11 protein-coding genes are annotated in these 11,920 nt (G+C 43.2%); 4 read left to right on the forward strand and 7 right to left on the reverse strand.

Going from position 1 to position 11,920, the window contains the following annotated elements:
• Positions 1 to 19: 19 nt before the first annotated feature.
• Positions 20 to 934: a site-specific tyrosine recombinase XerD gene (gene xerD, locus L8S15_RS19090; RefSeq protein WP_010434816.1), complete on the reverse strand. Its 915-nt coding sequence runs from the start codon at positions 932 to 934 to the stop codon at positions 20 to 22.
• 150 nt (positions 935 to 1,084) lie between these two features.
• Here xerD and fldB point away from each other — a divergent pair, with 150 nt between their 5' ends.
• Complete coding sequence (gene fldB, locus L8S15_RS19095; RefSeq protein WP_016791805.1) at positions 1,085 to 1,606, forward strand: flavodoxin FldB; 522 nt, start codon at positions 1,085 to 1,087, stop codon at positions 1,604 to 1,606.
• Between the two features lie 170 nt (positions 1,607 to 1,776).
• Here the strand turns inward: fldB and brnQ are convergent, their stop codons facing one another.
• Positions 1,777 to 3,090, reverse strand: coding sequence for a branched-chain amino acid transport system II carrier protein (gene brnQ / locus L8S15_RS19100; protein WP_102385684.1), 1,314 nt, complete (start codon positions 3,088 to 3,090; stop codon positions 1,777 to 1,779).
• Between the two features lie 314 nt (positions 3,091 to 3,404).
• On the opposite strand from brnQ, the gene L8S15_RS19105 reads away from it, so the two are divergent.
• Positions 3,405 to 4,133 (forward strand): methyltransferase, encoded by a 729-nt coding sequence (locus L8S15_RS19105; protein WP_010434811.1) that lies wholly within the window; start codon positions 3,405 to 3,407, stop codon positions 4,131 to 4,133.
• 107 nt (positions 4,134 to 4,240) lie between these two features.
• A complete protein-coding gene (gene srmB, locus L8S15_RS19110) occupies positions 4,241 to 5,506 on the forward strand; it encodes an ATP-dependent RNA helicase SrmB (protein ID WP_010434808.1) in 1,266 nt (421 codons plus the stop codon).
• 152 nt (positions 5,507 to 5,658) lie between these two features.
• Here srmB and yaaA read toward each other — a convergent pair whose 3' ends face one another.
• On the reverse strand, positions 5,659 to 6,435 hold the full coding sequence (gene yaaA / locus L8S15_RS19115; protein ID WP_016783951.1) for a peroxide stress protein YaaA: 777 nt from the start codon (positions 6,433 to 6,435) through the stop codon (positions 5,659 to 5,661).
• 208 nt (positions 6,436 to 6,643) lie between these two features.
• Entirely contained in the window at positions 6,644 to 8,071 is a 1,428-nt protein-coding gene (locus L8S15_RS19120) for a sodium:alanine symporter family protein (RefSeq protein ID WP_010434805.1), read from the reverse strand.
• Positions 8,072 to 8,783: 712 nt separating this feature from the next.
• Between L8S15_RS19120 and L8S15_RS19125 the strand changes: the two genes are divergently transcribed.
• On the forward strand, positions 8,784 to 8,972 hold the full coding sequence (locus tag L8S15_RS19125) for a DUF3545 family protein (protein WP_010434803.1): 189 nt from the start codon (positions 8,784 to 8,786) through the stop codon (positions 8,970 to 8,972).
• 212 nt (positions 8,973 to 9,184) lie between these two features.
• Here the strand turns inward: L8S15_RS19125 and L8S15_RS19130 are convergent, their stop codons facing one another.
• The 3 genes from L8S15_RS19130 to nfo form a co-directional block, all read right to left on the reverse strand.
• Positions 9,185 to 9,736 carry a hemerythrin domain-containing protein gene (locus L8S15_RS19130; protein ID WP_010434801.1) on the reverse strand — a complete coding sequence of 184 codons (552 nt, stop codon included), beginning with the start codon at positions 9,734 to 9,736 and terminating at the stop codon, positions 9,185 to 9,187.
• An 86-nt stretch (positions 9,737 to 9,822) separates the two neighbouring features.
• Complete coding sequence (ung, locus tag L8S15_RS19135) at positions 9,823 to 10,503, reverse strand: uracil-DNA glycosylase (protein WP_016767739.1); 681 nt, start codon at positions 10,501 to 10,503, stop codon at positions 9,823 to 9,825.
• 406 nt (positions 10,504 to 10,909) lie between these two features.
• Entirely contained in the window at positions 10,910 to 11,818 is a 909-nt protein-coding gene (gene nfo / locus L8S15_RS19140; protein WP_010434798.1) for a deoxyribonuclease IV, read from the reverse strand.
• Positions 11,819 to 11,920: the final 102 nt, after the last annotated feature.

An 11,920-nucleotide genomic window follows, 5' to 3' on the forward strand; every position in this document is an offset into this window, starting at 1 on the left:
ACCTTAAAAATAAATGGATTTAAGCACGTGGATGATGCTGAGCGTGAATTTGCTTCAGCCTCTCGGTCGCCACGTGAGTATAAATTTGGGTTGTCGATAAGTCACTATGCCCCAGCAACATCTGTACGACCCTGAGATCTGCGCCATAGTTCAGTAAATGCGTGGCAAAAGCGTGTCTTAATACGTGTGGTGACAGTAATTCAGTATCAATACCAGCCACAACTGAATAGTGCTTAATACGATACCAAAACGTCTGACGGGTCATTTGCTTGGCACGCTTGCTCGGAAAAACCACATCAGAGCTATTGTCGCCGAGTAGTTGTGGGCGACCTTGTTCAATAAAAGTCTCTATCCAATCCACGGCATTTTCGCCCATGGGAACCAAGCGTTCTTTACCGCCTTTACCGATAACACGTACTACGCCTTGTCTTAAGCTGATGTTTTCCATGGTTAAGCTGACCAGTTCCGTAACACGTAAACCCGTCGCATAGAGTAATTCAAGCATCGCCTTATCACGAAGCTCAATAGGATCGTTCGGATCAGGCGCTTCAAGCAAGGCATCAACCTGTTCTTCGCTCAAATCTTTCGGTAAGCGTTGCGGCAACTTAGGGCTGATCAACAAGGCACTGGGATCATCTCCTCGAATTTTCTCGCGGTGTAAATATTGAAATAAGCGACGAATTGCCGACAGCATGCGAGCACGAGAAGTCTGCTTAAAATCAGCGTCAGCTAACCAGCCTTGATAATCCTGTAAACCAGAAAGGCTAATGAAGTCGAGGCGATAATTGTTCTTTTCCATCCACGCTAATAACTTGGATAAATCAGTACGATACGAGACGAGGGTATTTTCAGATAATCCTCGCTCCATCCACATAGCATCTAAAAACTGCTCAACGAGACCGTGGTCTGCGCTCTGCCCTTGAGGCGACTGCATAGTGTTACTCACAATATTGGAAACTGTTTTGAGAGTATGCCAGAGCAAATATGAATGCCATAAAAATTACGACTTGAGCGGATAATCGCTGCAATCGAAGTCGATTTATGGTTAGAATTCGCCATCTGAAATTAAAATCGAACGTTTGCTATGAAAATTGGATTATTTTACGGCTCAACCACCTGCTACACAGAAATGGCAGCAGAAAAAATTCGCGGCATAATTGGTGAAGACCTAGTTGATATCCATAACGTGAAAGAAACCCCTCTTTCATTGATGGCGGACTACGACCTTTTGTTGCTAGGGATTTCTACTTGGGATTTCGGTGAAATTCAAGAAGATTGGAATGAGCTGTGGGAAGACATCGCAACCACGCCAATGAAAGGCAAGGTTGTTGCTCTGTTTGGTCTAGGTGATCAAGAGGGCTACGGTGAATGGTTCTTAGATGCGATGGGACTATTGCATGATGAACTGAAAACCGCTGGCGCTGAATTTGTCGGCTTCTGGCCAAACGATGACAGCTACAAGTTTGAAGCATCTAAAGCGTTAACGGAAGACAAATCTCAGTTCGTTGGCTTAGCTCTGGATGAAGATTCACAGTACGAACTCAGCGACGAACGCATCGCAACTTGGGTTGAACAAGTACTCGTCGAGTACAGCGAAAAGCTTTAAGTTCAGTTTTCTTAAAGCTAAGCGTTAAGAATTAAGCGCGAGTTTCTAACCCTAAGCTGAAAAAACATGATCGATTAGATACAAAAAGGCCTCATCACTGCAAAGTAATGAGGCCTTTTCTATTCAACTTTATATTGAATACGGACTAACGATTTAATCTTAACGGAAGATTAAACCGTCTCTTCAGCCATCTCTTGCTCTGTTGCTTTACCAACAAAGAACATACAGATGATTGCTGCAGTCGTTGGCAATAACCAACCCATACCGAACTCAAATAGCGGAAGCATGTTAAGTGCAGATACATCGATACCCGCAACTTTAGCGCCATCAATAAGAGCAAACATCAGTGACACTAAAACAACCACACGGTAAGCCGCTTTTGGATTAGGGAAGCGGCTGCGCAAGAACGTCAGTGCTACCAATGCGATTGCTACTGGGTACAGTGCAAACAGTACTGGAACAGATAGAGAAATCAGCTGAGAAAGGCCAACGTTCGCAACGGTTGCACAAGCTACACCATTGATGATTACCCAAGTCTTGTAAGACAGAGGCGTTAGCGAGCTGAAATAATCAGAACATGCTGAAACAAGGCCGATTGCCGTTGTTAGACATGCTAGCAATACGATCACTGAAAGTACTAGCTGACCAGATGGGCCAAATAGTGATTGAACGTAAAGGCTTAGGATAGCACCGCCATTGTCAGCACCTGCAGCTACTGTTGCACTCGTTGCGCCTAAGAAGAACAAAGAGATGTAAACAAACGCTAGACCAGCTGCAGCAATACAACCTGCGCTGATTAAATACTTAGTCGTTGCCGCGCGATCAGTAATTCCTTTGCTGCGAATCGCATCAACAATCAGCATGCCGAACATCAAAGAAGCAAAAGTATCCATGGTGTTGTAACCTTCAAGGAAACCTTTGGTTAGTGGCTGAGTGATATATTCTCCGTGTGCCGCAAAAATGTCGCCTTGAGGGTTAACAAACACAGCAATCGCCAATACAACTAAACCAACGAATAGTACAGGTGTAAGCACCTTACCAATAACGTCGATTAGCTTACCTTGAGACCATGAGAAGAACATCGCTACAACAAAAAATGCAATCGAAAAGAACGTAAGTTGAGCTTGAGAGGCATCGATGAAGAACGGTTTCACCGCCATCTCATAAGCAACAAGACCGGTACGCGGTGCAGCAAATGCAGGACCAATGATAATAAAGATCAGCACAGCCATAATGGTAGCTGCTCGCTTAGGAAGATCTTTGGTTAGATGGCCCCAAGAGCCACCAGCCACAGCCACAGCAACGATAGTGATTAATGGCAGACCAACGGCGGTCAGCAAGAAACCAAACATCGCTGGAAGGAAATGGTCACCAGCTAATTGACCAGCAAGAGGTGGGAAGATGATGTTACCCGCACCTAAGAAAAACGCAAAAAGCATAAAGCCCAATGCCATTATATCTGTTAGTTTTAGACTCTGTTTCACAGATAATCCTTAATTATATTTATGAGTTTATGTTGTGCTTACATGAATGTTACAGCTCAAAGCTGCCAATCAATCTATAAAATAGTCGCGCATAATGACGAAACACTTGGCTAGCTGCAAGTCACCACAAAAAAACACCATATAAATTTGCATATGAGAACCAAAAGCAGTGGATTCCACTGGATACAGAAAAATAGACGCAATTATAAACTAACCACAATTCACAACAATAGCTTTCCAAACAGAACATTGATTCATACAACTAATTAACATTAGAGCTAATCACTTAAAAATTCTCGATAATCAGAACATTCATGAAAGACAAAACAATAGAAACCAAAAGCTTCAATTTTAAAAAATTCTCTATTTACGGTGGACAAAGCGGCATGCCCGTTAGCACCGATGGCGTACTACTTGGAGCGTGGATTAACCTTGCACCTAAATCATCGGTACTCGACATAGGGACAGGAACTGGCTTATTAGCCTTGATGACGGCACAACGCTATGAAGATGCCTCTATCTTTGCGATCGATATTGATCTGCACGCGATTGATGCGGCGACAATCAACATTGAGCAGTCGCAGTGGCAAGATCGCATCTCTCTTCATCATGGCAGTGTGTTAACGGCGGATTTTTCACAAAGATTTGATGCGATTATCTGTAACCCACCCTACTTCAACTCTGGTGAACAGGCGCAGCAAAGCCAAAGAGCAACGGCCAGACATACAGGAAGCTTGGATCACCTTCAGCTTGCCATGCGTTGTTTCGAACTTACCACAGAAAATGCAACCGCAAGCTTCATACTGCCGACTCCAGAAGGAGAAGGTTTCATCAAGCTTGCCCAGCAATGTGGTTGGTATCTAGCAAAACGCCTTGATGTGAAAACAACAAACAAAAAAACCGCTAGCCGAATTTTGTTTGAGTTATCTAAAGATCCTGCTTGCGAGCAAGATTTGCAGTGTGAATCGCTCACGATCCACAACAATAATGGTTATAGCGAGGCATTTATTGCCCTTACTAAAGATTTTTATCTCAAGATGTAGCAAATACCATGTGATCCTAATCACTAATGCTTCTATAATGTCCGACTACTCTTTTTTATCGTCTGCTTTTTGAGGCAGAAACATTTATTGCTTGTGGAGAAACAACAGTGATCAGAACCTTTGCAGAACTCGATCTAAACCAAGAGCTGCTTAAAGCAATTGACGAAATGGGCTACGAACGCCCAACACAGATACAAGCTGAAGCAATCCCACAAGCGTTAGATGGAAGAGACGTTTTGGCTTCTGCGCCAACAGGTACTGGTAAAACAGCATCATTTGTATTGCCAGCACTGCAATACCTACTGGATTTCCCACGTAAGAAATCTGGCCCTGCACGTATGCTTATCCTAACGCCAACGCGCGAGCTGGCAATGCAGATCACCGAACAAGCACGTGAACTTGCTAAATACACCAGCCTGAACATCTTCACGATCACGGGCGGTGTGATGTACCAAGAGCACGCAGATATCTTAAGTACAACTCAAGATATCGTAGTCGCAACACCTGGTCGTTTAATGGAATACATTGAAGGTGAGCGTTTCGATTGTCGTGCGATTGAATGGTTAGTTCTGGATGAAGCAGACCGCATGCTAGACATGGGCTTTGGTCCTGTCGTTGACCGTTTGTCAGCAGAGTGTCGCTGGCGTAAACAAACTTTACTGTTCTCAGCAACACTAGAAGGTAAAGGTATTGAGGGCTTCACTGAAGATCTACTTAAAAACCCAGCGGAGATCGATGCTAAATCATCGCTTCGTGAGCGTAAGAAGATCACTCAGTGGTATCACCGTGCCGATTCAGCTAAACACAAACTTGATATCCTAAAACATATCATCACTGAACAAGCTGAGCGCAGCATCATCTTCTTGAAAACTCGTGATCGCCTAGGTGATCTACGAGCTCAACTTGAAAGCGCGCAAATCCCATGTGCATGGATCCAAGGTGAAATGCCTCAAGATCGCCGTAACAATGCGATTGCTCGTTTTCGTGACGGTTCGGTAAACGTACTTCTCGCGACTGACGTTGCTGCACGTGGTATCGACCTTCCAGACGTAAGCCACGTAATCAACTACGACATGCCACGTACTGCTGATGTCTACCTGCACCGTATTGGCCGTACTGCTCGTGCTGGTAAAAAAGGTAACGCGGTTTCTATCATTGAAGCGCACGACCAGCTGATGATTGAGCGTGTAGCTCGTTACACTGAAGAACCGATCAAAGAGCGCTTTATCGAAGGTATGCGTCCAACACATAAGAAAGCGGCCGTGACTAAGAAGAAGAAACCGAAGAAAGAAGACAAGAAAGCGGTAGAGAAACAAAAAATCGCGAAGAAGAAAAAAATCGCGAAGAAAAAGAAAGCAGCAAAGAAGAAATAATCTAACTGCTTCAACGATTCCATAAAAAAGCCCCATGCAGTTCGCAGCATGGGGCTTTTCTTTGTCTGGCCTGTTATCTGGCTAAATAATTCGTCTCTAATTTTAATTACAGGCTAAAGCCGAGACTAACTCGTTAGCCAAGCCAAGGGCTGCTAGTTTTGCTCTTCACGCTTGAAAACAAGCTCTTTCGCATTCGACTCTTCTTCAACGAAATAGTAACCCGCCGTATCAAATTGAGTTAGCGCTTCTACCGAATCAATTTTGTTCTCGATAATGTAGCGAGCCATCATGCCGCGCGCTTTCTTCGCGTAGAAACTGATCACCTTGTATTGACCGTTCTTACAATCTTTAAATACTGGGGTAATCACTTGGCCGTCAAGGTTCTTTGGCTTCACGGCTTTAAAGTATTCGTTCGACGCTAGATTGATCAGCACATTATCACCCTGAGCATTCAACGCTTCATTGAGCTTGTCTGTGATGATGTTACCCCAGAACTGATACAAGTTAGTACCACGAGCATTCGCCAAGCGTGTCCCCATCTCTAGGCGGTATGGCTGCATCAAATCTAACGGCTTAAGCAAACCATATAACCCAGAAAGCATGCGCAGGTGGTTTTGTGCGTAGTCAAAATCTTCATCCGATAAAGTCTCAGCGTCTAGGCCAGTGTAGACATCGCCCTTAAAGGCTAGGATTGCTTGGCGTGCGTTGTCTTGGGTAAAAGTCTCGCTCCACTGCTCAAAGCGCGCTACGTTCAACCCTGCGATTTTATCGCTGACTTTCATCAGTGCAGAAACATCTACTGGCGTCAGCTTACGGCACTCTTCAATCAGCTCAGCAGAGTGTTCAACAAACTCAGGCTGACTAAAGCGTTCAGTCGCTAATGGTGATTCGTAATCAAGTGTTTTGGCTGGAGAAACGACAACTAACATAACTTTACCCTAATCGGTTATCTAACTGGATGCTGCTAGAGTATAGAAAAAACATCAACTTGTCTTTATGACTCTTCCTATTACTTCGATAGGGAGAATGAGCTTTGATAGACAGAATTAGGCAAATGACAGGCAAAGAAAAAGGCTAAGGTCGAAACCTTAGCCTTTCTAATCACTTTAGGATGAGCTGTTTATCGCTCCAACAAGATTACTTCTTGTTGTTGTCCCAAATACCGTCTTCCAGCTGAGACTTAAGCTCTGGGAAGTCATTCGAATCAAATGTTGGTACTTTACCTGCGTCTAGTTGACGGTTGTAGTCTTTCGCTAGCTTAATCACGATACCCGATAGCAGGATAATCGCCGCCAAGTTTACAATCGCCATTAGGCCCATCGATACGTCAGCCAGTGCCCATACTGTTGGCAATGTCGCTAGAGAACCGAACATAACCATACCCAGAACAACGATACGGAATAGCACTAGGCCTTTCTTGTTGTTGTGCTCAAGGAAGATAAGGTTCGTTTCAGCGTACGAGTAGTTTGCAATGATTGAAGTGAAAGCGAAGAAGAAAATCGCTACCGCTACAAAGATGCCGCCCCATTCGCCCACTTGTGCCGTTAGTGCACGTTGCGTGAGTTCGATACCCGTTACTTCACCATGTGGTACATACTCACCAGACATTAGGATGATTGCTACTGTTGCTGAACAGATAACAATTGTGTCCATGAATACGCCTAGCATTTGCACGTAACCTTGCGATGCTGGATGCGGTGGGTAAGGCGTAGCAGAAGCTGCTGCGTTTGGCGCAGAACCCATACCCGCTTCGTTCGAGAACAAACCACGTTTGATGCCGTTAATCATTGCTTGTGCGATCGCGTAACCTAGGCCACCCGCGGCTGCTTCTTGCAGACCAAAAGCACTCTTGAAGATAAGAGCCAGAACTTCAGGCACTTTCTCAATGTTCATTAGCATTACGTAGATAGCGATAGCTAAATAAGCCAGTGCCATGATTGGAACAATGATTTCTGCAGTACGAGCGATCTTACGGATACCACCGAAGATAACGAATGCAGAGATAATTACGATACCAACACCAACGTAGCCGCGCTCAAAGTCGAATGCCGTATTCATTGCGCTTGCAATTGCGTTTGCTTGAACCGCGTTGAATACTAGACCAAATGCGATGATTAGGAAGATAGAGAATAGAACCCCCATCCAACGCATACCTAGGCCTTTCTCCATGTAGTATGCAGGGCCACCACGGTAGTTACCGTCGTTATCACGCGTTTTGTATAGCTGTGCTAGAGTGCTTTCAGCAAATGATGTTGCCATACCTAGCATGGCGATTAGCCACATCCAGAAGATAGCACCAGGGCCACCGGCGGTTAGTGCTACAGCAACACCTGCCATGTTACCTGTACCGACACGAGCAGCAAGACTAGTACAAAGAGCTTGGAAAGAAGAGATACCAGCACTGTCTGCTTTACGGCTGTTTCTGAGAACAGAGAACATGTGGCCGAAATGGCGGAATTGAATGAAGCCTAGTCGTACAGTGAAGTAGATACCCACACCAACGAGTAAGTAAACTAAGATAGATCCCCAAAGGAGATCGTTCATCAAATTGATTAAGTCTGTCACGTGAACCTCGTAATTGAGTTTAAGCACTGATCTTGCTTCCGAGCCTTCCTCTAGATCACCTATGCCAGTGTCAATAGTTGTGTCGGCATTAGTTTTATATTTATTTGCTGCGATCTAGATTGTAAATGTCGCTTCATGCATCCATTTTACGTATCAGTGTATTTTTTGACGGGCGGATAATGCAGCGAGACGGCCTAAAAATCAATATGCAATAGAATTTATATTTAAATGACATTTCACTAATAACACACCTTTTGTTAACACAATTCTCAACAATTAAGCCCAATAAAAGTCACATTACCGGGACATAATATCAACAAAAATCAGTCCTCCAACAAAACAAGGACGCCATGTTATATAAATACCGTCAGCCTAGGCTTTACAAGGTATAGTGAAGATATGTGCATTTTTCTAGAACAATGAGATTCCCATACCGCGCAGCGCAGTGTGCAACTGAGTGCACCACTGTCAGAATGCTATCCCTTTCGCACAATGAATTAACATTCAATAACCACTAATTTAATCGTTTACTCATGTTTGTTTGCTCATTTTTTGTACACAAAAATCACCACAATGTGTGAGCATGCATAAAAAAATAGAACAAAAGCTTCATGGATTTGAAACAAATGAGAAACAAATCAAGGTTATTGTAGACTTAAATATGATATTTAATGGTTCGTAAGAACGAGTCCCACGGAAGGAGATATGGCTTATGGATAGCTTTCAATTTGATGAAATATCAGAACTAGAAATACCTCGTGCAACTCAAAAAACACGCTCCAAACCACTCAAGCGTAAATGGCGTGAAATCGAAGCAATCAACGACCGTAGACAGCTTGAAAAAGAGTTAAGAGAGATGAACCTAGGACTCGACTTCAGCCTCGACGATATAAAGCTTTAATCAGCACGACAATAGAATAAAAACTAAAAGGCACCTATAAAGGTGCTTTTTTATTCTATTTGTACCGTCCTAAATATGATTACTCGCCAATTCAAAGCATCGTTTTGAACGCCTATGACCGAAGATAAAGAGTCAACAAGTATCAAGCGACTAATACAGAAGACACCTCAACATAGAGGTGCTTCAAAACTCATATTAGCTGTACTGATAGACTAAACGCACTCTTGTTCATTTTGTCGTACACGAGCTGCAAGCTGGCGGTATTGATCAGCAATCGTCTCTCCAAAGACAGGGTCGTTTTCAGGTTGAAGCCATTGCGATTCAACCTCTTGCCAATCTTTCACAGTAAATTCCTCAATAATCATTGGCAATACATGCTTCTCTTCATATTCCATGTGCTTTCTCTGCGCCTTTACAAAAGCTTCAAGCTGTTCAATAAACACTTGCTGAGGAACTACCGCATCTTGGAGGATCATATCGACTAACCCCAAAAAGTCGGCGGTTTTTTCCGAAAGCAATTGATGCTCTAGCTCCAAGTCTTCAATCACTTGGTCACTTCCATATTGCTTAAGGTAATACCGATAAATGACATCTTCTTTAGGATGATGCACCTTTTCCGAATGATTCATCAAATAATGAACCACCTCAGCGATCAGGCTGTAGTTTATTTCACGCTCTTGTTTTAGACACTCTAACTTATTATTGAGAATCGCGAGCAAACGAGCCATATAGCCATGCTCTCGTCTTATCCTTTCAATCATCATAGTATTGCACTCCATTACACCTACTATTTACAAGTGTATACGAAGATGCTTATTTATGGTTTGACCCTGCTCAGAAAACCATCAATCTATAATTCTGTTGGTAGCCGCCAATCGATAGGTTGTTGATCAATAGAAGAAAGCAGCTTATTAGTTGTTGAGAAATGCTGACAACCGAAGAAACCACGACGTGCGGATAATGGCGATGGGTGAGGTGCAACCAACACATGATGTTTTTTGGCATCAATCACTTGGCCTTTCTTTTGAGCATGCGCTCCCCAAAGCAAGAAGATGATAGGTTCAGAACGCTGATTCAACTCAGCGATGATCGCATCAGTAAAGCTCTCCCAACCACACTTTGCATGTGAGTGTGCTTTCGCCTCTTCTACCGTTAGGACTGTATTCAACATTAACACCCCTTGCGATGCCCAAGATTCAAGAAAACCATGACTAGGAGCCTCAAAACCCTTTATATCTTGTGCAAGCTCTTTGTACATATTACGTAGCGAAGGTGGAATTTTTACACCTGGCAGTACAGAAAAAGCTAAGCCATGCGCTTGATTGGCACCGTGATAAGGGTCTTGACCTAAGATAACCACTCGCACCGACTCAAAAGGTGTCATATCAAAGGCACTGAACACCTGATCTTGTGGAGGGTAGACAGTTTTCCCACTATTACGTTGCTGTTCGACAAAAGTGAGAACATTTTGGAAATACTCTTTCTCACGTTCATCATTAATGATGGATTCCCATGTCTTTGGTGCGCTCATCGTATTACTTCCCAATCATCAAGGTTTCTAGAGGTTGCCGACCTTTCGCTACACAAAAAAATAGCTGTATCGGCTAACTATCCTAAATAAGGATCTAGTTATACCTCATACAGCTATCAATAAACATGATGTGTAGGGTTCACTTGTTGATGAATCATAATAATCAGTTCAAGTTGTGTTTATCTCTATTAACCACTTTTCTGCTGTGTACGATGATGACCATGGTTATGTACATGACGGTTTGGTGTCGGTAAACGACTTGCGACAGAAACAGTTTGAGTTTGGGCTATTGAATACATAAAAGCACCTCCTATAAGACTTCGTGAACTACATATTCACTTTAAGACTATGAAAGAAAGGTGCCAATTATTAGAAATAGAAGGAAATTAATTTCCGCCTCTATATATTACATTTCTTCACTCATAGCCGTTGCTGAGTGATGAAACATTCTAAGTTGTTGAATTTCCTCATTCCATATTGTTGAATCAATGGTTTCCAAGATAAGAGGGATACCATTAAAACGAGAATCCGAGGCAATATATTCAAAACAGTCCCAGCCAATCTCACCTTTTCCTAAAGAATGATGTCTATCTACTCGGCTTGCGAACTCAGCTTTTGAATCATTGATGTGCATTGCTCTTAGATAGTGCATGCCCACGATACGGTCGAACTCAGCAAAAGTATGCTCACACGCTTCTTTTGTTCTTAGGTCATAACCGGCAGTAAAGGTATGGCAAGTATCTAAACACACACCGACGCGTGACTTATCGTCTACTTGATCGATGATCTCTGCTAGGTGCTCAAACTTCCAACCAAGATTAGAGCCTTGCCCAGACGTATTCTCGATCACCGCAATCACATCAGGCACCGCTTGGTGAGCCAAATTAATCGACTCAGCGATCTTGGCCAAGCATTCGGTTTCAGAGATCTTCTTTAAATGACTCCCTGGATGAAAATTCAAAAGCGTTAAACCAAGTTGATTACAACGCTCCATTTCATCGATAAAAGCCGCACGTGACTTTTCTAGCTTCTCTTCTTCTGGTGCCCCTAAGTTAATAAGGTAAGAATCATGAGGAAGAATATGTTCAGCAGTAAAGCCTAACATTTTGCAGTTGGCTTTAAAGGCGCTGATGGTTTTGGCTTCTAGCGGCTTTGCCGCCCATTGTCTCTGGTTCTTAGTAAACAATGCAAAAGCATTGGCGCCAATCTCACGAGCGCGCATTGGCGCTTGATCAACACCGCCCGCTGCAGACACATGAGCACCAATAAACTTGATATTTGTTTGAGGCTTTGAGGCTGAATTATTGTTTGTCATTAAATCACTTTACACTTTCAGAATGCTTAATAAATAAAGGGTCGTATCAGTTGTAGTTCAATAAAAACACAACAAATGTAGTAAAATTACTACACATATAAC

It is taken from the genome of Vibrio sp. S/42/10 (genome assembly GCF_029890535.1).
Classification (GTDB): Bacteria; Pseudomonadota; Gammaproteobacteria; order Enterobacterales; family Vibrionaceae; genus Vibrio; species Vibrio cyclitrophicus.

What these genes read in the sequence shown, in the direction of transcription:
- L8S15_RS19125 (WP_010434803.1), top strand. Translation starts at nt 8,784, where the DNA reads ATGGATAGCTTTCAATTTGATGAAATATCAGAACTAGAAATACCTCGT.
- yaaA (WP_016783951.1), bottom strand. Translation starts at nt 6,435, where the DNA reads ATGTTAGTTGTCGTTTCTCCAGCCAAAACACTTGATTACGAATCACCA.
- ung (WP_016767739.1), bottom strand. Translation starts at nt 10,503, where the DNA reads ATGAGCGCACCAAAGACATGGGAATCCATCATTAATGATGAACGTGAG.
- L8S15_RS19105 (WP_010434811.1), top strand. Translation starts at nt 3,405, where the DNA reads ATGAAAGACAAAACAATAGAAACCAAAAGCTTCAATTTTAAAAAATTC.
- nfo (WP_010434798.1), bottom strand. Translation starts at nt 11,818, where the DNA reads ATGACAAACAATAATTCAGCCTCAAAGCCTCAAACAAATATCAAGTTT.
- L8S15_RS19130 (WP_010434801.1), bottom strand. Translation starts at nt 9,736, where the DNA reads ATGATGATTGAAAGGATAAGACGAGAGCATGGCTATATGGCTCGTTTG.
- fldB (WP_016791805.1), top strand. Translation starts at nt 1,085, where the DNA reads ATGAAAATTGGATTATTTTACGGCTCAACCACCTGCTACACAGAAATG.
- xerD (WP_010434816.1), bottom strand. Translation starts at nt 934, where the DNA reads ATGCAGTCGCCTCAAGGGCAGAGCGCAGACCACGGTCTCGTTGAGCAG.